Raw genomic sequence first — 17,957 nt, 5'->3', positions numbered from 1 at the left:
AATGTTAACGTGAATAACATTTGGGTAAAAATTCGACGCCAGGATCAACTCGAATATGGCGCCTGTTTTCGGTGACCGATCAATGCCAATGCGTATAGGCACAGGTGGCACCCATTGCGGGCCGCGGTCGTCCGGAAATCCGCAACAGGGAGAGTGTAGGCATTTCAATCATCGAGGCCCGCCACGACGCGCGCGTCCCTTTCGACGCCGTCTCCCAGTACCGCGAGCGCTTCCTGATAAGCCTCACTCTGGAACGTAGCGAGTGCCTGCTCGAAGCTCGGGAATTCGACGACGACTGTCCGTTCCTTGAGACCCGCCTGAAACGCAACGACCTCGCCGCCTCGCACCAGAAATTTTCCACCCGCCGCTTCCACCACCTGTGTCGCGAGGACGCCGTACGCCGCGAGTTTGCTTGCGTCATGGACCGCCCGATACGCTGCCACCCAATATCCCTTGGCCATTTCATTTCCCAAGTCGGAAGAAAGATACGTGACTATAGTAACGGTGTTAACATAATTATCAATGAGGGTTTTTCCTGGCCTTAAAAAGTTGGACACCATACGTGTTAACGGTGTTAGCATTAGGCAACGCGGTGACTCGCTGCCAACCTATTTTGCGGAGAACTTCATGCCGTACACGACGATCAATCCTGCAACGGGCGAACTGCTCGCCACCTATGACGAGATATCGGACGAGTTGCTCGAAGCGAACCTCGCCGCCGCGCAGCGCGCTTTTGATGCCGACTGGCGCCGTCGTCCGGTCGGCGATCGGGCTCGCATCGTGGCGCGTGCGGCGGCGCTGTTGCGCGAGAAAGCCGATGAATATGCGGGCTATCTGACGCTGGAAATGGGAAAGCGCAGCGGCGAAGCGCGCAAGGAAGTGGAATCATCGGCGAACATTCTCGACTACTACGCGAAGCATGCGCGCGCCTATCTGCAACCGCGCCCGCTCGCGGAAGCGCCCGGCGCGGCCGTTCACATCGAGCCAATCGGCGTGCTGTTCGGCATCGAGCCATGGAACTTTCCGTACTACCAGATCGCGCGGGTAGCCGGGCCGCAATTGATGGTGGGCAACGTGCTGCTGCTCAAACATGCGGAGAGCGTGCCGCAATCGGCGCTGGCGTTTGCGCGCCTGTTTGAGGAAGCCGGCGCGCCCGAAGGCGTCTATACGAATCTGTTCATCTCGATCGAACAGGCCGGTCGCGTCATCGACGATCCGCGCGTCCAGGGCGTGACACTGACGGGCAGCGAGCGCGCCGGCGCGGCGGTCGCCGAGCGCGCGGGCCGGAATCTGAAGAAGGTGGTGCTCGAGCTGGGCGGCAGCGATCCGTTCATCGTCCTTGAAGATGCGCCGCTCGACTGGGCGATCCAGAGCGCGGTCGCGGGGCGGATGCTCAATGCGGGGCAATGCTGCGTAGGTTCCAAGCGCATCATCGTGGTCGGCAAGGCACGCGGTGCCGCGTTTCTTGAAGGCTTCACGCGGCAGATGGCAGCGCTCGAGACGGGCGATCCTGCCGATCCGGCGACGGCCGTTGCACCGCTTTCGTCGGAGCGCGCTTTGCAGCTGCTGCTCGAGCAGATCGATCGCGCCGCGTCCCATGGCGCTCGTATCGCATGTGGCGGCAAGCGCGTCGAGCGTCCAGGATTCTATTTGGAACCGACTGTCCTGACTGACATCTCGCCGCAGAATCCCGTCTTCGCCGAAGAACTGTTCGGCCCGGTCGCGGCCTTTCACATCGTCGAGGACGAAGCCGCCGCAATTGCGCTCGCCAATGGCACGCCGTACGGTCTTGGCGCATCGGTGTTCACCGCCGACACCGAGCGCGGCGAGCGTGTCGCCGCACAGATCGACAGCGGCATGGTGTTCATCAATCAGCCGTTCGCCACGGCGGCGGAACTGCCGTTCGGTGGTGTCAAACGGTCAGGATTCGGCCGCGAGCTTTCCCAGTTAGGCTTCGACGAATTCGTCAACAAGAAGCTGATCAGGGTTGCGCCTGTCGGGGCGTCACCGTTCGGTCCCGCGCGGGCGGCCTGAACGCGCGACAGCGGCGCCTGATTCTTTTCTCTTTTGAACAGACACCATGATGAGCAAGACAATTATCAGTTGTGCACTCACTGGCAGCGACGATACCTGGCGCGTGAACCCAGCAGTGCCAGTAACGCCCGAGCAGATCGCCAATGAAGCCATTGCTGCGTGCGAGGCCGGTGCGAGCATTGCGCACATTCACGTTCGTGACCCGAAGACCGGCGCACCAAGCACCGAATTGTCGCTGTACAGGGAGGTCGTTACGCGTATCCGCAATAGCGGATGTCCGATATTGATCAACCTGACGACAGGACCTGGGGCACGATTCGTTCCCAGCGACGAAGACCCAAACCGGGGAAGCGAACTCAGCACGATGATGTCGCCCGAGGCGCGCGTGCGACATGTGCTCGAGTTGCGTCCGGAGATCTGCACGCTGGACATCGCGACCATGAACTTCGGCAATCGTGCATTCGTGAACGTGCCCGACCATCTGATCAAGATGGCGACCTTGATTGAAGAAGCAGGGGTGAAGCCGGAACTCGAGGTATTCGATCTGGGACATGTGCGGCTGGCGCGTCATCTGATCGAAACGCAGGGCATCCTGCAGGCTCCCTTGTTCCAGTTATGTCTTGGCGTGCCTTGGGGCGCGTCCGCCGATACCGAGAGCCTTCTGCAGATGAAGCGCTATTTGCCCGAGAACGCTCGCTGGTCGGCATTCGGCATCTCGCGCGCCCAATTTCCGATCGTGGCGCAGAGCGCCATTCTTGGAGGACATGTCCGCGTTGGCCTCGAGGACAACCTTTACCTAGCCAAAGGGGAACTTGCGCCGGGCAACGCGGCGCTGGTCAAACGGGCGGTCAGTATCGTCCAAAGCATCGGCGGAGAAGTGGCGACACCTGACGAGGCTCGTAGCCTACTCGTCCTTTCCCGTCGCCAGTAGAACGGGACGACAATGTGATCGCACTCCTGTGCGACGAGTCGCAATCAATGCTGCGTTGCGAAAGCATTGGTTCCAGACGGTAGCCTATCCTTAGGCTATCTATAACGCCGCCTCACTCATGTCGGGTTCGTCTTTTCTTTCCAGAGAGTGGGATGTTCTGACATAAGAAATGCGGCATCTATTTGATGCATGGAGACAAAAAATGCCTTTGTGGAATATCTATCATCCCGTCGGTGCGTACACGGCAGAAGACAAGCAGGACATGGCGAATCGGATCGCCGACATTTACATCATCCCTCGCTTCTATGTCGGCGTGCTGTTTCATGAACAGCCGAAAGACTCCTTCTTCATGGGAGGTGTATCGCGGGATGATTTTGTCAGAATCCGATTAGATCAATTCGCCAGGCATATCTCCAGGGACCCCGTGTGGACGGAGTCCTGGTTGCGCAAGGCGAACGCTGCAATCGCGCCATTTGTCCAGGAGCGGGGCTATCACTACGAACTGCATGTCGGCGAAACGCCGCGAGAACTGTGGTTGATCGATGGCATTCGACCACCTCGGCCCGATACGGAAGCTGAGAAGAAATGGAAGATCGAAAACCGTGCGTCGCCCTATGAGCCGGGCGAAGGGTGAGTCACGCGGTTTCGTCTGACGCGATTGAGTCTGATGCGATTGAGTCCGACGCTATTGGCAAACTCGACTCGACCGGCTGCGGTGAAAGCCGAGCTTTCACCCAGTCTCTCCCAACCGTCTGGATACGCGTATGAAGGCCTTGATAATCGAACGCAACGGCGAGCCGTCGGAGGCAGTCCACTGGCGTGATCTGCCCGAGCCCACGCCCGGTCCCGCTGAAGTCCGCGTAAAGATGCTGCTGACGCCCGTGCATCCGTCCGACCTGCATGTGATCCGTGGACGTTTTGCACGCCAGCGTCAGCCGGAACTGCCGGCCTCACCCGGGTCCGAAGGCGTCGGCATCATCGACGCCGTGGGCAGCGACGTGCCGCGCACGCGGGTAGGAGAGCGCGTTGTGTTGCTCGATGTGCCCGGAACATGGCGAGAGCAAGTCATCAGTCCAGCCGACCGCGCGATATCGGTACCCTCGTCCATCTCGGACGAGGACGCTGCGCAGGCTTTGATCAACCCGATGACGGCATGGGCCATGACGATGTGCGAGCATCAGCTTAAACGCGGTGACTGGCTGGTCCAGAGCGCGGCAGGCTCGACCGTCGGTCGTCTGGTGCTGCAGATCGCGAAAGCAGAGGGGTTCCGCACCATCAACCTCGTGCGCCGTGAAGAGCAGGTCGCCGAGATACAGGCGCTTGGCGGCGACGTCGTGCTATGCACGGCTGACGAACGCTGGCCAGAGCAATTGAAGACGGCCACGGGCGACGCTGGCATCGTGAGCGCGATCGACTGCGTCGCGGGCCGCACGGGTGCGGTGCTTGCGCGTCAGTTGGCCACGAACGGACGCCTGTTCGTGTACGGAGTGTTGTCGTCGCATCGTCAGACCGACCCGGTGGCGTTCGAGATGCCGATTTTCGCCCCGGCGTTGGTCTACTCGGCTGCCGAGGTGCGCGGCTGGTTAATCTTCTCATGGCTCGCACGCAAGGGGCTGAGCGAAAGCAGCACGACGCTGCGCAGTCTGCTCGATCGGATGGCCGGGGGCACGTTGAAGCCGCCGGCAGCGCAGCGCTACAGCCTCGATCGCGCACTCGAAGCTTGCGCGGCCGCCGAAAGCGCCGCACACGACGCCAAACCGCTGCTGGCGTTCACGGAACACTAGGCCTTGCTCGTGTCGGGCGATGTATAGGGGCACGCAGGGCTCCCGGATATAGACGCGAAAGGGCAAGTCGAGCAACCCACGACTTCTGCGGCGCTGCCTCAGCGTCGACACGCCGGCGTCCGGCTGTCTTCGTCGGCGACGCAGGGCATTAAACGAACCATCAACTGAAATGGAACGCAAGGAAGACGTCTCGTCGCAACATCCGCGCGTCGCCGCTTCCTCGTCTGCGCCGCGGCAGGCATCGCAAGCCTTGCGCTTGCCGACATGGTCTCGGCCATGGCAGCGTCCTCGCCCCCGCCAGGCATCGCGGGCCTCAGGTCTCCGCCTCTCGCGTTTTCCGACGTCCTCTCGGGAACTCAGGGCGCAATGAAAGTCGTGAACTATGCGACATACGTTCAGGACGGGGGCAGGGTGGACGCGGCCCGCGCCGAACACCAGAATTATGCAGATGCACTCAGGGAACACGACAGGCTCGCGATAGGCGGCCCCCTGATCGGCGAGAATGGACAGTCCCGTGGCGTCCTCCTTGTTTATGAAGTTGCGTCGAAGCAGCAGGCTGAGACGTTAGTGAAAAGCGATCCGTTCGTCCTGCACGATGCAATCGCGGACTATCGGCTGGACGAGTGGACAGTGCTCGACTGCAACGTCGAGCTGCTCACTGCGTCGCTGGTTGCGGCCGAAAAGCGTGTTGCGCCAAAGGAATCGCATGCAGCCTGCGCTGCGGCGGTCGATCCGGACATATGCCCCGCGCGAACGTACGTCAATTACACGCGATACGTCGCCGGCCGTTCGCGCGTCGCGCGGGTGACGCAGGCGCACAGGTCGTATGCCCGCGCGTTGCTCGCGATTTCGCGTGAAGCGCAGGACCGCTGGGCTGTACGTTCGCAACAGCGATTTGCCGGGGCGCAAGAACGCGGCGTGTTTGACGCGGACCTGGTAGCCGTGGAAGTCAAAGCACAAAAGGGAACAGTGAGTTTCTCCCGAGACGAAGCGCCGCGCCCGGAGACGACGATCGAAACGCTGGCGAAACTGCGTCCGGCGTTCCGGTCCGACGGGTCCATCACCGCCGGCAACGCGCCAGGGCTGAACAGCGGCGCTGCGGCCATGCTAGTCGCGGAGCGTGGCTTTGCCGAGGTGCGTGGCATTGAGCCATTTGCCCGGCTGGTCGCGTTCGGTGTCGCGGCGGTCGAGCCGGGCATGTTCGGACTCGGCCCCGTGCCGGCCGTGCACATGGCGCTTGAACGCGCGGGCTGGAAGCACGCCGATGTCGACCGGGTCGAAATCAATGAAGCGTTCGCGGCTGTGCCGCTCGCCGTCATCCAAAAACTCGGGCTGGCGGAGGACATCGTCAACGTGGAAGGCGGCGCGATCGCTCACGGTCATCCAATCGGTGCGACCGGCGCTGTGCTGACGACACGCCTTATCCATTCGATGCGACGCGATGGATTGCGGCGCGGTATCGTCACCCTCTGCATTGGCGGCGGGCAGGGCCTCGCACTGGCGCTCGAGATAGTTTGACTACAAACGGTGCCGCGGTGGGCCATAGGCGGCCGGAGTCGCTGATGCACCCGAGACGTGGCGGCACGTTCTGAACTGATGTAGACGAGCGGAAACGCCGCGCCCGCTCGCATCGACGCAATTGAGTTTTTCCAGCAACGTAACGGTGCGAACGGGAGGCTTAGGGCCAAGCACGCGGGTGGCGCGGCACCAGCTCACCAACTGGAGATTGTCATACATCGTCGAACGCTTTTTCAGTCGTATCAAACATTGTCGTGTCGCCCTGTGTTTGTAGGTACCTTGAGATACAAAAGGAAGATGCGGGGCGAGAGGGATGGAAGTGAGGAGGACGGTGGTGCGATCTGGCGAGGCCTCAGCCGCCGTTGCAGCCGGACTCGGCTTCTATTTCTCCGCCGCGGCACGCGAGAACCGCATTTGATATTCACTCGGCGACAACCCGGTCTTGCGCTTGAACAATTGTCGAAATGTGCTGATATCGCCATAACCTACACGTTGACTTACCGCCTCAAGCCCGATGGGCCGCGTTTCCAGCAACCTTTTCGCGACCTCGATGCGCAGATTTTGCAGATACGTTAGCGGCGCCAGCCCGACGGCTTCCTTGAAACGGCGATTGAGCGTGCGTTCGCTGACAGCAAGCGATGCTGCCAGATCGCTCAACCGGAATCCCTGCTGCAATGTAGCCTCCATCTGCTGCTGGGCGCGCGCGACGAGCGTGTCGGTATGCCCATGTTCGTCGATGAGCGTGGCGAAGGAAGCCTGCGAAACCCGGTTCATGTCGATCAACAGCGCCTTCGCGGTCAGCGTAGCGAGTTCTTCCCCGGCGAATGTTTCGACGAGCCGCACCGCGAGATTCAGATACGACGTCACAGAACCGCCCGAGATGATGCCGTCTTGCGCGATCAGCAGTTCCTGTGCGCGAACCTCGACACGCGGATAGCGGCGCGCGAAGTCCGAGGCTCTCGCCCAGTGCGTCGTTGCGGCGCGGCCGTCAAGCAGGCCAGCCTCGGCGAGCAGGTAATTGGCCGTGCAATAAGCCGCCAGCACGGCGCCTGCCTTGCGTTGGCGCCGCAGCGCGGAAGACAGCTCGTTCAACTGCTCGCGGCGCCCGAGGAACTCGTCGAGGTTCGAGAGAAACGGAGCCGTCAGCAACACGGCGTCCGCGCGTTTGCGCGAGTCGATCTTGCCGTCGACCTGAATGGTCTGTCCGGATGCAGCCGTGACGGGATGCCCGTCGAGCGATTCCACGCGCCATACGAACATGGGCGCGGATGTCGTGCCTGGTGCAGCCTTGCGCGCATGGAACTGATTGGCCGCGCTGAAGACGTCAACAGGGCCCGCGACGCCGGACGCGAGGATTCCGTCATAGACCCAGATGCGGACGATGGCCATTTGCGTGTCTGAAGTTCCCCGAATAATGTCGATGCTGCCACTTCTGGCCGCACCAGTAAACCCCGATCATGGCCACATCCACTGAACTGAAAGCAGGAGCAGCACCATGCCAATGATCGATGCACTGTGGCCCGAGGACGCCTTGACGCCCGAGGCCGAAGCGCGCCTCGTCAAGGAACTGACCGACCTCCTCATCGAGGCCGAAGGGTACGATCCCGCCAGTCCGATCGCACAGCAGGTCACCGTATTCCATCTTCATCGGCCGGCTGCGATCTACATCGGCGGTGAACGCACGAACACGATCCGCTACCGGATCATTCCGACCGTACCCGAGGGGCAATACACCGACGAATCGCGTCGCGCCCTCGTCAGGAACGTTACGGAAGCGGTGGCCCGCGCGGAGAACTGTCCGTTCGATGACGTCGCGCCGCGCGTCTGGGTCTTTCCAACTGAGATTCCGGATGGTGCCTGGGGGACGCGCGGCGCGATCTGGATGCTGCCCGATATTCATGCGCTGCTGGCGGGCGAGTCGGAGCGCGGCGCGGGCGCAGAACGGCTCGCGCGACGCCGCCTGGAAAAGGCGCGCATTACGCTCGAAGCAGCGCTTGATGCCGCCAGTGCAGGCATCGCGAGCAAACCATAACCAGAGCGCCTAACATGAAATTCAACGACACAGCCCCCGTGATGACACCCGCTGGCGGCCCGCCGCTCTGGCTGACGAGCCTCGCGGAAAACGCGACCCTCGAGGCCACAGTCCTGAAACGTCCGATCGAGGGACGAGCCAATATTCTCTCCGTGATCAAACACGCGGTCCCGCTCTACGAATTCCAGCATCACAGCTACAAGGGCGCGATTCGCGACGGTTTGTATATGGAGTCCTATCGCTCGCAGATCCAGGGCGTGCCGATCGAGACGGTGGTCGTCGCGCATATGAACGAAGAGGGCGAGACGGATTCCGTAGTTATTAATCATCGCCCGCTCAATGCAGTGCTGCTGTTTTCGAGGCTGATGTGGGAGCGCGTCGACGAGCGCTTCCGCGATTGCTATCTGACGGGACCGGAAGCGGCGGCGATTGGGACGTGATGAAACGCTTTCTTCTTAATCTGACAACAGCCTCTGTGCTGGTCGCTTTTACTGGAGTTTCCATGGCGCACACCGCTCCGATGCCAACCACGCCAACCACGAAGATCTTGGCGGTTGGAACCTTTCCGCCGGGCACGGACATGCAGCTTGTCCAGCACAGTCTTCCGACCGAAGTCCGAGAGACCGCGCAACTCTACCTCGAGGGCAAGATTGACCAGTGGTATTCACTACAAGACCGGGCTGGGGTGGCGTTCATCCTGAACGTTACGGACGTCAATCAAGCGCATGAAATGCTTGAGGCACTTCCCTTGGGGAAAGCGCACTTAATGACATTCTCGCTCCTCCCAATCGGCCCACTGAAGCCGTTGAGCAAGCTTTTGAATCCGCCTTCTGCCCAGTAGGAAGCGCTGGAACGTAGTGGGCGAGTACACGGCTTTTGGCGCCCCTTGAAATCCTCAAACCGTGAAGCACAGTTTACCCGGCGCAATTTCGCACTTGATGAGGATCACGATCATGTTCAAACCCGTAACGAAGGCGACCCGCTTCTCGGCAGTAGCTGTGGGCATATCCCCGTGCGGGATTGTGCCGACGTCATCCTCGTCGGTGCCGAAGGTTGAAGTCGGCGAGGTGCAGGTCAATCCAGACATCAAGCTGCGTCATATGGTCTATCGGCCCGCGCATCCAAAGGGTACTGTGCTGTTCCTGCACGGCTTCCCGGAGACAATGTATGCGTGGAAGCCGATTGCCGAATCCCTGTCCAGCGACTACCAGGTGCATGCGTTTGACTGGCCGGGCTACGGACAATCCTCGCGACCAGGTGCCGATAGCTTCTCATACGCGCCGAAGGATTATGCCCGAGTACTCAAAGACTATATCCGCACGTCCGGCATCGACAGTTCGAAGCTGGTGATTTACGCGACGGATATCGGGGCCTTGCCTGCGCTGCTAGCGGCATTGGAGCAACCAGATATCGCCAGGGAGATCATTGTCGGCGACTTTGCCCCATTCAACCGCCCACAGTACATGTACGAAAGCCTGCAGGGCCTGAAGTCAGAGCCTTCCTCTGGCGCCGTGCGTGCCGCGATGAACCAGAACCGTGACGAAATCCTGGCAAACACATTCTTCCGCGGCATGTCGGCGGAGGAGCGCTACCCGTTGTCCCAGGAGTTCAGAGACGATATGGCGAAATGGTGGAACGGTGATGTCACGTCGGCAGACGCTTTCTTCCACTACTACTCCTGCTTCACCCGCGACCAGGACTACTTCGAAGCCAATATGGCAAAGCTGAAGGTTCCCGTGAAGGTGGTGTGGGGCGAACAGGATATCTATATCAAGAAGGAAATGGGCATTGAGTATGCGAACCGCAACGCTCTGAAGCTTTCGATTCTCCCTAAACTCGGCCATTATCCGCATCTACAAGCGCCGGGACAGACAGTGGACGAAGTTCGGGCGGCGTTCATCGCAGGCAGCAATCCTCTCAGTGACTAGCGCGAGTGGGCCGGCGATGCACACGTGGTTTCCGTCACCGCAATGGCCCAATTTGCAGTGCTTTCGGTCGCGCAATACGAAAAGATGATCCAGACCGCGTTACACGAAGTGGCCGACGGACTCGCGGCGCGCCGCGCGCAGAACAGGAGATCGAGGCCCGACAGCATGACACATTAGCTGAACAGTGCCGGCTCGTGCTATTGGGCTGATCACCACGCGGGTGCAGCGTCTGACGAACCTCGTCGATCTGAATCGTGCGCTCGAGAGCGGTTGGGTCGAGCGGACAGGTGAAGAACAACGACCTGCCAACCCCTTGGGCATCGGCAAGCGGCCCCGGAATACCTGCAATTCGGATGCCACGTCCAAGGCTCCTTGGTCTATGGTTGCCGACTTGTTCATGAACAGTTGCGAGGCGTCCAAAGCACCTCGGAAGGGGCCATTGAGTCCCGAAAGCCCGAGCGGCCGCTTCGTGTCGGGGAGTGCGCGTTCGCTGATGTAGGGGAATGCCGTTCTGCTACGCCATCGTGCAATTGTTCACGCACCAATCACCGCCTAAAGTTGTTATCCATGAGCAACGTCTCGAAGCGCTGAGGTAGCTCAAAAGCCGCCAGTCGCACAACGTCATCGGCGCGGCGCGGGTGCACGCGGGAAGGCCACCGATCGGCGCCATGTAGCATGGGATCGTGCACGTCGAGAAGGCGGTATGGGCGAGGGGCGAAGCGCGAGGAAACCGCGGTGGCGTCCAGGCTAGAGATGGGTGAAGGCCAACCCATTACCCCGGCGCTGTGCGAGGATCCTCGGGACTTGTCGCATCGTGTGAAGGGCAAGTATCTTGTACTTGTCGCGACGTCTGTTTGACACAACTGGAGAGCCGTGGTGCGTACCCCAACTCCTCATACCGAGCGAACGATCCTGAGCATCGTTATTGCGCTGACGATCTCGGCAATTTGCGGCGCACCTGCCGTCGCTGCGCCTTTGCAAACCGCCGCGCCCGACGAAGCGCCCTTCCTGGCAGAGAACAATGCCGCGATGACGAGGATGATGGACGGCATGTCCGTCAAGCCAACAGGCGACGTCGATCGCGATTTCGTCGAGATGATGGTGCCTCATCATCAGGGCGCAATCGACATGGCACAGGCTGAACTGCGCTACGGGCATAACGAACAGTTACGCCGCATCGCGCAAGAGATCGTCGTCGAGCAACAACAGGAAATCGTGGCCATGCGCGTCGCTCTAGGACAGCCATTGCGGCCACCGGCCCCCGCTCCGGACCAACAAAAGCCAGCTTCTGTCCCGACCGCGCCCGGCCGCCCCACGTCCGGCCCTGTGATGCGAATGCATACGCCTAACCCTTTGCGCGAGGAGCAGTGATGAACCGCCAATCGACTTTTACCAACACGGTGTCGGTAGCTGCGCTGGCCGCAGCGCAATTTGCCTGGGCTGGACAGGCGCCGGGATCGCTGTCCGATCGAGACATTCCAATAAGCCACCATGATCGCGTCTACGCCGCCGAACAGTTTTCGAACACGGTGTCGGTGATCGACCCCGCCGACAACAGGCTGGTTGGCCTGATTCGTCTCGGCGATCCCTCGCCCGGCAATTTCAGTCCGTTGTACAAAGGCCAACTGCTCGTACACGGCATGGGTTACTCGCCGGACCATCACACGATTGCGGTTGTCTCGATCGGATCGAATTCAGTTTCATTCATCGATACGCAGACTAACGCCGTCAAGCACGTCACTTACGTCGGCCGTTCGCCTCATGAGGCTTTTTTTACTCCCGATGGAAAGGAGGTCTGGGTCACTGTGCGAGGCGAAAACTACGTCGCGGTACTCGACGGCAAGACGTACGAGGAGAGGACTCGCATTACCGTCCCGGCTGGCCCGGGCATGCAGATCTTCTCGCCCGACGGGAAGTATGGTTACGTCTGTTCGTCCTTTAACCCGGAGACCGAGGTGGTGTCCGTGGCCGATCACAAGATCGTCGGCACGGTCAGGCAGGCGAGCCCCTTCTGTCCCGACCTCGCGGCGACGCCCGACGGCAAGCAGGTCTGGTTCACGCTCAAGGACACCGGCAAGGTCCAGGTGTTCGATGCAATGCCGCCATTCGCGCTGATCCGAACGCTCGACACCGGCCCGATCACAAATCACGTGAACATCGTGCATAACGCCAACGGCACGTTCGCGTACGTCACCGTTGGAGGGCTGAATGTGATCAAGGTGTTTCGAACCGACGACTTTTCGCAGGTCGCGACAATCCCCGTCGGCAACCTGCCTCATGGGCTATGGCCGTCTGGGGATGGCAGCCGCATCTATGTCGGTCTCGAGAACGCCGATGCGATGACAGCGATCGACGCACTGACCAACACGGTCATCGCGACCGTGCCCATCGGCCAGGCGCCGCAGGCTGTCACCTATGTGCCGAATGCGGTGCCGGAAGGTGATGGTACGCAGAACCTGCAGGCACTCGGTCTGGCTGGTCAGAGCGTGCATCTTGCATTGGTGCCGGTGGGGTCGGGCAAGACCGCGGATGCCGCAAATGCACCTACGACTGTCGCGCTGTTCGACCAGGGGCTCGTGCAGGTTCTCCAGGCCGCTGTCACCGGCCTACAACCGAAGCAGCCCTACGTACTCGGTCTTGCCGATAACCCGGATGGCTCGGGGGATGTGCAGGTGCTTGCGAATTTCATGTCCAATCCCGCTGGCTCGGCGATCGTCAATGCTCTCGGCCAGATTCGCCAACTGGTCACGCCGGGAGTGAGAACCGCCGCAGACAAGCGCCGCTACCTCGTGGTCGCCCCCCAGGTCTCGGGCAAGCCCGGGGCTCCCGTACAGGTGCAGTCGCTGTAATCGGATCTGCCGTTGCGGACGACAGCGCAAGGCGATGCGGTCAGTTCCCGACGACTGCTGACTGCGCAGCCTGCAGGTTGGTCCGATTGCGATATGGCGGCGTCGGTCGTCACGTTTTCGCCACCAGAGCGCTCCGAAACAGCGGACGCAGCGGCACGGCATATAGCGAAGACTACCGCTTACATGCAGAAACGGAGAACCCAAGCGTACATCATCCAGGCATTGCTATCATTGTGTTCGCGTGCGTTTGTGGTAGCGCGCTGCTCGGGTTGTATCCGCACTCTCTGCTGCAAAGCGTCATCTGAGCGATGAATCGGTGAGCGTCATCAAACTGACGATGGGACTGACCGCCACGATGGCCGCATTAGTACTTGGACTGCTGATCTCGTCGGCGAAAAGTTCGTACAGTGAAGCGCAACGTCGCTTACAGGCGCGCGCCATCCAGAGCGCCGACGAAGTGCTGGCGATGCGAGAGCTTGCTGCCACTACTGTTAGCACTGGTGTTATGGCTGTGCATCATCTTCAGCTCATTTGGCCCGTTGACGTCCCCCAACACGAATGTCGACCCGACGTTTTTATTGGGCGCGGCATCGACTTCCATCGCAACATTTCTGATCCACGAAATGAACACACCGCTCAGCGGAATTGTTGCTGCCCCGCTCGCGCCGGTGCGCGAAGCGCTCACCATACTTGGCCAGTAACCGACTTCCCCGACTTCAAACGGCAGCCAGACTGTTCACGTTCAGCGAGCGCATCCCGGTCGCCTCACCGACGGCGCAAATGTTCGTCCTGTTCGAATAGTTCGACGAGCCAGTCGATAAAAACGCGCACTTTCGCGCTCAGATAGCGGTTGGGTGCGTAGATCACATGCACGGGGATAGTCGGTTGCCGCCATTCCACGAGGAGCGGCATGAGTTTGCCCGCGACGATCGCATCGCGCACCGAGTAGGTCGGCGCCTGGATGACGCCGAGACCGGCGAGGCCCGCCGCGATGTAAGCATTCGTATCATTGACGACGAGCCGATGCCTCAATTCGAGTCCCTCTTTCCGGTCGTCATACAAAAATGGAAACGACGGCGGGTAGCCTGCGGTGGACGGAATCATGCCGATCGTCGGCAGCTTGCGTAACTCGTCCGGCGATGTCGGCGTGCCGTGCGCGTCGAGCAGCGCGGGCGTCGCGCATGTAGTGAAACCGAAACTGCCGATCTGCCGGGCGACCATGAACTGCTCGTCGACCGTGCCGGCACGGATCGCACAGTCGAAGCCTTCAGCGATCAGATCGACGCGTTCATTGCCAACTTCGAGTTCGATCCCGATCTCAGGATAGGTGCGGTAGAAGTGGTCGAGAGCCGGGATCAGCACGAGCGCGCCGATTGCCGTCGCGGCCTCCACACGCAGTCGGCCCGACGGTTTCATCCGCGCGTGCGTGGTCGACGATTCGATATCCGCGAGTTCCGCAAGCAGGCGCACGACCCGTTCATAGTAGAGCGCGCCTTCCGGTGTGACCGTGACCGAGCGCGTCGTGCGGTGCAGCAGACGAACCTCCAGTTCTTCTTCCAGCTTCTGGATGAGCCGCGTCAGCGACGCGTTCGGCATGTCGAGTGTTTCCGCTGCCTTCGTGAACGTGCCTGCTTCCACCACACGGACGAAGGCGTTCATCGCTGCGATGCGGTCCATGATCGGCGTCTCCGTTCGATGGGGAAGACGCCATTAGACCGCAAATCGTGAGCGCCGCTGCTAGTGACCGGTGATGTCCATGACCGGCCGCGGGCGTCCGGCCTTCAGCGCCTCGACGGTCATTCCTGCGAGTCTGGTCCGCACAAAAGTCAGCGCGTCGCGCCGGAGGCGGACCAGCTTGCCGCGTCGATCGGCGAGTAGCCGTCCTCGAAGTCGTCGAGCCGGCCGATGCGGCGGTCTTGAAGGCGCGCGAGCACCTGTGGGCCGAGCGGCGTCGTGAATGCGCTCTGCACGACTGTGTATTCGGCGGCGAGGCGGCCGACAGCCTGCAGTGCGCCGGTGTCGATGCGTCCTCGATCGAGGTAGAGGTCGTCGCGGATCTGGAAACGGAGCACTTCGCCGAACACCACATGGTCGTGCTGATCGCCGATCGGAATGATCCGCTCGAGCTTGCATTCGAGTGCGATCGGCGCCGTCTTCACGCGCGGTGACCGGACCGTCAGCGATTCCGCCTTTTCAAGGCCAATCGCCTCGAACTCGTCGACGTCGGAGGGGAACTCGAAAGCGCTTCGGTGCATCGCATCCGCGAGCTCGAGATTCACGATGTTGACGACGAACTCGCCAGTGTCGCGGATATTGACGAACGTGTCTTTCAGCGTGACGCCGTCGGAGCGCGGTTGCATCGAGATCGAAATCATCGGCGGCTTGCGGCCGACCGCGGTAAAGAACGAGATCGGCGCGAGGTTCGCCACGCCGTCTTTCGACAGCGTGCTGACCCACGCAATGGCGCGCGGCAGAATCGAGCCGATCAGCAGCTTGTAGTTCGCGGCGGCGTTCTGGGTGGAGGGATCGACGATCATGGGGGAGGTCGTTGCGAAATGATGGGCAGTCTGCGTTACGCGGGCCGGCGTGCAACGATCAGTTTGGCGGTCATGGTCTGCACGATCTGCTTGTGCTGATTGATCGTCCTTGAGCGCAGCACCAGCGTTCCGCGATCGGTGCGTGAGCGGGAAGGGTTCAGCTCCGCCACTTCGCTTTCGACGTGCAGCACGTCGCCGGGACGCGTCGGCATCTTCCATTCGACTTCGCAGCCAGCGCCGAGTACGCCGTTGACCAGCTTCGGCCCATCGCTGACGAGCAGGCGCATCGTGATTGCCGCGGTATGCCAGCCGCTCGCCGCGAGGCCGCCGAACATGGTGCCGCGGGCGGCGTCCTCGTCGAGATGGAAGGGCTGCGGATCGAACTCCGCGGCGAACCGTTTGATATCGGCCGCGCTGACTTCGTACGTGCCGGTGGTGGAGGTGTCGCCGACCTTGAGGTCGTCGAAATAAAGCGGCTGCCGATTCATGAGCGTCTCCTTCCGAGCCAGGGAGGCGGGTCGACCGGCTGGTCGCGTCGTTATCCCATGGGCCGTGACGCTACTGTAGGGAAGAGTTCGAGGAGGAGTAAGAGGGTGCCGCTGAATGCATTATTTCAGGCGGATCAATAATCGAACGGGCCGCGGGTGCCGCCAGGTTGCCGGCAAGGTTCGGCGCAAACTATTTCTCGCAAACAACGGCCGAGAGGATAGACGGAATGACCATCTTCACTGTCGCAGGGCTGCCGGTTTGACGAACGCGTCCCGATCTGCTTCTTCCCCTGCCATTACGACAACGCCATAGACTTGACGAGGCGCTCCGTTACCACCGCTAATCTGGTGGAACGAACCATCGTCAGGGAAGGAGCCGCTGCGGCGCGCGCCGATCTGTTTCGGCGCGAGATGGCATCGTGCTCGTCGCGCTGGGCGATGCGATCGAGGCTGGCGAAAGGGCGGACCAGATCGCCTGGTATGGTGTCGCGGCACGAGTGTTCGCGTGCGGCGGCGGCGAGCAATCGGTCGTCGATGGTTCTGCACTATCCGAAATGCCATATAGCGATCGATGCGCTTCATCAAACGGGCGTCAATTGACCGCACAGAGAAGGCGATGATATCTTTGGTAAGTTGATCAGAAGGCCTCCAAACCCTTTTGATCGCTACCTCCCTGGCGGGTAGGTGGGTCGGGTGGGCAGTCCGGAGTTGCTATAGCAACCCCTGGGTGCTCATCCGGGCGGGAGCACACAGCCACCCCCAGCCCACAAGGAGGTACAGATGCGCCAGAAGCAGAAAAGCAAAGGCAGGTCGTTTCTGAAAGCAGAAACGGTTTTTCGGACCATTTTGAAGGTCCTGAGAGTGATAGTTTGGATCTTGACTATCCTCTGCGTGATTGCTACGGCGGTCGTGAAGGTGGATACGCTCTTGGGAAAGGCGGACACCATCAGGCACGACATGCACCATGATGCAATCACAAGTACTGGCTCCAAGGAACCAGTACAGCACGTCACGATTGATGCTCATGTGAGGATTACCCGATAGGGTAATTCTCCCCGAACCCAGGTGATCGGCAAGCCTGGCGCCGGCTGTTCAAGTAGACAGGAATGCGCACCTGTCTGCGCAGTGCCCCAACGCAGCATCGAGACTGTCCGCCATAAGGAGACGGCGGACAGTCTTCGACCCCCTCCTCACGTCAGCGCTTCCTCTATCCGCAATGGCGATCGCCACAATCCATCACTGGAGTACGGGTGGCCGTTTTGACAGCCTTCGCACGCTGCCCGCGCTAGTCCGAGACGAATACTGCAACGGCCTTTGGATGGTCCAACTCGAATGCGTGGACACGTCCCGCGCTGACATCGAGGATCAGGCGCTCGATCACGGCGAGTTGCTGCATCTCAAACTGTGCGTCGCCGGTCTGCGCGGACTCAATCCGTGTTGACCATTCGCGACGGCGGTGAAGCAAATACAGGACTGCGCTTGCGCGCTGCATAAAAAAACGATCCATTCAACTGCCGACTTTTTCAATCGAGCCGGCACGATAGCACGCACGCTTGCGCAGGTCGCGCCTGCAAGGCTGACGATGCGGCCTGTGTACGCAGGCCAACATATTCGGATCCCGTAAAGGCTCACCGCTCCGTCTGCTGCTCGTGATATGCCGGTCTCCAGCGTATTATGTCGTTGCGGGCTCACAAGCGGTACCCGCCTCCGTCATGGCGAAACGTGAGATGGGCTGCTGATGCGGGGTTTCCGGTTTCCCGACATAACAAAACCGGCTTCGTTTGCCTGTTTCGCTCGTCGTCAAGCTGATGCTCTGACGGGACGTCTGAACCGGAGGCAGTGGTGACGGCGGTGAC

The 17,957-nt window shown here is 60.8% G+C and carries 18 protein-coding genes; 11 read left to right on the top strand and 7 right to left on the bottom strand.

The features are described from left to right. Positions 1-164: 164 nt before the first annotated feature. A complete protein-coding gene (locus tag ABQJ48_RS30325) occupies positions 165-461 on the bottom strand; it encodes a DUF1330 domain-containing protein (protein ID WP_367841643.1) in 297 nt (98 codons plus the stop codon). Positions 462-627: 166 nt separating this feature from the next. On the opposite strand from ABQJ48_RS30325, the gene ABQJ48_RS30320 reads away from it, so the two are divergent. The 5 genes from ABQJ48_RS30320 to ABQJ48_RS30300 all read left to right on the top strand — a co-directional run bounded on the left by ABQJ48_RS30320 (position 628) and on the right by ABQJ48_RS30300 (position 6,267). Continuing rightward, positions 628-2,034, top strand: a complete 1,407-nt coding sequence (locus tag ABQJ48_RS30320) for an NAD-dependent succinate-semialdehyde dehydrogenase (protein ID WP_367841642.1) — start codon at positions 628-630, stop codon at positions 2,032-2,034. A 46-nt stretch (positions 2,035-2,080) separates the two neighbouring features. Continuing rightward, the gene (locus ABQJ48_RS30315; protein ID WP_367841641.1) at positions 2,081-2,965 is read left to right on the top strand and encodes a beta-keto acid cleavage family enzyme; all 885 of its coding nucleotides are present in this window, start codon (positions 2,081-2,083) and stop codon (positions 2,963-2,965) included. A 202-nt stretch (positions 2,966-3,167) separates the two neighbouring features. Further along, positions 3,168-3,599, top strand: coding sequence for a tautomerase family protein (locus ABQJ48_RS30310; RefSeq protein WP_367841640.1), 432 nt, complete (start codon positions 3,168-3,170; stop codon positions 3,597-3,599). Positions 3,600-3,729: 130 nt separating this feature from the next. Next, the gene (locus tag ABQJ48_RS30305; RefSeq protein WP_367841639.1) at positions 3,730-4,749 is read left to right on the top strand and encodes a zinc-dependent alcohol dehydrogenase family protein; all 1,020 of its coding nucleotides are present in this window, start codon (positions 3,730-3,732) and stop codon (positions 4,747-4,749) included. Between the two features lie 366 nt (positions 4,750-5,115). Then, positions 5,116-6,267 carry an acetyl-CoA C-acyltransferase gene (locus tag ABQJ48_RS30300; RefSeq protein WP_367841638.1) on the top strand — a complete coding sequence of 384 codons (1,152 nt, stop codon included), beginning with the start codon at positions 5,116-5,118 and terminating at the stop codon, positions 6,265-6,267. Positions 6,268-6,648: 381 nt separating this feature from the next. Here ABQJ48_RS30300 and ABQJ48_RS30295 read toward each other — a convergent pair whose 3' ends face one another. Beyond that, positions 6,649-7,656, bottom strand: coding sequence for a GlxA family transcriptional regulator (locus ABQJ48_RS30295; RefSeq protein ID WP_367841637.1), 1,008 nt, complete (start codon positions 7,654-7,656; stop codon positions 6,649-6,651). A gap of 106 nt (positions 7,657-7,762) precedes the next feature. Here ABQJ48_RS30295 and ABQJ48_RS30290 point away from each other — a divergent pair, with 106 nt between their 5' ends. The 6 genes from ABQJ48_RS30290 to ABQJ48_RS30265 all read left to right on the top strand — a co-directional run bounded on the left by ABQJ48_RS30290 (position 7,763) and on the right by ABQJ48_RS30265 (position 13,076). Next, positions 7,763-8,299, top strand: a complete 537-nt coding sequence (locus ABQJ48_RS30290) for a tautomerase family protein (RefSeq protein WP_367841636.1) — start codon at positions 7,763-7,765, stop codon at positions 8,297-8,299. A gap of 14 nt (positions 8,300-8,313) precedes the next feature. Beyond that, complete coding sequence (locus ABQJ48_RS30285; protein ID WP_367841635.1) at positions 8,314-8,739, top strand: hypothetical protein; 426 nt, start codon at positions 8,314-8,316, stop codon at positions 8,737-8,739. Beyond that, positions 8,739-9,140 carry a hypothetical protein gene (locus tag ABQJ48_RS30280; protein WP_367841634.1) on the top strand — a complete coding sequence of 134 codons (402 nt, stop codon included), beginning with the start codon at positions 8,739-8,741 and terminating at the stop codon, positions 9,138-9,140. Before ABQJ48_RS30285 ends, ABQJ48_RS30280 begins: the two co-directional genes overlap by 1 nt. A gap of 112 nt (positions 9,141-9,252) precedes the next feature. Then, positions 9,253-10,227: an alpha/beta fold hydrolase gene (locus ABQJ48_RS30275; protein ID WP_367841633.1), complete on the top strand. Its 975-nt coding sequence runs from the start codon at positions 9,253-9,255 to the stop codon at positions 10,225-10,227. A gap of 876 nt (positions 10,228-11,103) precedes the next feature. Beyond that, positions 11,104-11,598, top strand: coding sequence for a DUF305 domain-containing protein (locus ABQJ48_RS30270; RefSeq protein WP_367841673.1), 495 nt, complete (start codon positions 11,104-11,106; stop codon positions 11,596-11,598). Then, entirely contained in the window at positions 11,598-13,076 is a 1,479-nt protein-coding gene (locus ABQJ48_RS30265; RefSeq protein WP_367841632.1) for a YncE family protein, read from the top strand. Before ABQJ48_RS30270 ends, ABQJ48_RS30265 begins: the two co-directional genes overlap by 1 nt. Before the next feature lie 424 nt (positions 13,077-13,500). Here the strand turns inward: ABQJ48_RS30265 and ABQJ48_RS30260 are convergent, their stop codons facing one another. The 5 genes from ABQJ48_RS30260 to ABQJ48_RS30240 all read right to left on the bottom strand — a co-directional run bounded on the left by ABQJ48_RS30260 (position 13,501) and on the right by ABQJ48_RS30240 (position 17,593). After that, a complete protein-coding gene (locus ABQJ48_RS30260) occupies positions 13,501-13,764 on the bottom strand; it encodes a hypothetical protein (RefSeq protein ID WP_367841631.1) in 264 nt (87 codons plus the stop codon). Between the two features lie 77 nt (positions 13,765-13,841). Further along, positions 13,842-14,753 carry a LysR family transcriptional regulator gene (locus ABQJ48_RS30255; protein ID WP_367841630.1) on the bottom strand — a complete coding sequence of 304 codons (912 nt, stop codon included), beginning with the start codon at positions 14,751-14,753 and terminating at the stop codon, positions 13,842-13,844. Positions 14,754-14,902: 149 nt separating this feature from the next. Then, complete coding sequence (locus ABQJ48_RS30250) at positions 14,903-15,613, bottom strand: flavin reductase family protein (protein ID WP_367841629.1); 711 nt, start codon at positions 15,611-15,613, stop codon at positions 14,903-14,905. Positions 15,614-15,648: 35 nt separating this feature from the next. Continuing rightward, the gene (locus tag ABQJ48_RS30245; protein WP_367841628.1) at positions 15,649-16,101 is read right to left on the bottom strand and encodes a MaoC family dehydratase; all 453 of its coding nucleotides are present in this window, start codon (positions 16,099-16,101) and stop codon (positions 15,649-15,651) included. 1,285 nt (positions 16,102-17,386) lie between these two features. Next, positions 17,387-17,593 carry a hypothetical protein gene (locus tag ABQJ48_RS30240; RefSeq protein ID WP_367841672.1) on the bottom strand — a complete coding sequence of 69 codons (207 nt, stop codon included), beginning with the start codon at positions 17,591-17,593 and terminating at the stop codon, positions 17,387-17,389. Between the last annotated feature and the right edge of the window lie 364 nt (positions 17,594-17,957).

Source organism: Paraburkholderia suaedae, assembly GCF_040812055.1.
GTDB lineage: Bacteria > Pseudomonadota > Gammaproteobacteria > Burkholderiales > Burkholderiaceae > Paraburkholderia.
Note: the sequence above shows the minus strand (reverse complement) of the source record. Positions and strands in the feature narration are given on the sequence as shown.

Excerpts from the sequence above, each read along its gene's own strand:
- ABQJ48_RS30285 (WP_367841635.1), top strand. The coding sequence starts at position 8,314 with ATGAAATTCAACGACACAGCCCCCGTGATGACACCCGCTGGCGGCCCG.
- ABQJ48_RS30300 (WP_367841638.1), top strand. The coding sequence starts at position 5,116 with ATGAAAGTCGTGAACTATGCGACATACGTTCAGGACGGGGGCAGGGTG.
- ABQJ48_RS30275 (WP_367841633.1), top strand. The coding sequence starts at position 9,253 with ATGTTCAAACCCGTAACGAAGGCGACCCGCTTCTCGGCAGTAGCTGTG.
- ABQJ48_RS30255 (WP_367841630.1), bottom strand. The coding sequence starts at position 14,753 with ATGGACCGCATCGCAGCGATGAACGCCTTCGTCCGTGTGGTGGAAGCA.
- ABQJ48_RS30280 (WP_367841634.1), top strand. The coding sequence starts at position 8,739 with ATGAAACGCTTTCTTCTTAATCTGACAACAGCCTCTGTGCTGGTCGCT.
- ABQJ48_RS30245 (WP_367841628.1), bottom strand. The coding sequence starts at position 16,101 with ATGAATCGGCAGCCGCTTTATTTCGACGACCTCAAGGTCGGCGACACC.
- ABQJ48_RS30295 (WP_367841637.1), bottom strand. The coding sequence starts at position 7,656 with ATGGCCATCGTCCGCATCTGGGTCTATGACGGAATCCTCGCGTCCGGC.
- ABQJ48_RS30315 (WP_367841641.1), top strand. The coding sequence starts at position 2,081 with ATGATGAGCAAGACAATTATCAGTTGTGCACTCACTGGCAGCGACGAT.
- ABQJ48_RS30320 (WP_367841642.1), top strand. The coding sequence starts at position 628 with ATGCCGTACACGACGATCAATCCTGCAACGGGCGAACTGCTCGCCACC.
- ABQJ48_RS30290 (WP_367841636.1), top strand. The coding sequence starts at position 7,763 with ATGCCAATGATCGATGCACTGTGGCCCGAGGACGCCTTGACGCCCGAG.
- ABQJ48_RS30305 (WP_367841639.1), top strand. The coding sequence starts at position 3,730 with ATGAAGGCCTTGATAATCGAACGCAACGGCGAGCCGTCGGAGGCAGTC.
- ABQJ48_RS30250 (WP_367841629.1), bottom strand. The coding sequence starts at position 15,613 with ATGATCGTCGATCCCTCCACCCAGAACGCCGCCGCGAACTACAAGCTG.
- ABQJ48_RS30240 (WP_367841672.1), bottom strand. The coding sequence starts at position 17,593 with ATGCAGCGCGCAAGCGCAGTCCTGTATTTGCTTCACCGCCGTCGCGAA.
- ABQJ48_RS30325 (WP_367841643.1), bottom strand. The coding sequence starts at position 461 with ATGGCCAAGGGATATTGGGTGGCAGCGTATCGGGCGGTCCATGACGCA.
- ABQJ48_RS30265 (WP_367841632.1), top strand. The coding sequence starts at position 11,598 with ATGAACCGCCAATCGACTTTTACCAACACGGTGTCGGTAGCTGCGCTG.
- ABQJ48_RS30260 (WP_367841631.1), bottom strand. The coding sequence starts at position 13,764 with ATGGTGAGCGCTTCGCGCACCGGCGCGAGCGGGGCAGCAACAATTCCG.
- ABQJ48_RS30310 (WP_367841640.1), top strand. The coding sequence starts at position 3,168 with ATGCCTTTGTGGAATATCTATCATCCCGTCGGTGCGTACACGGCAGAA.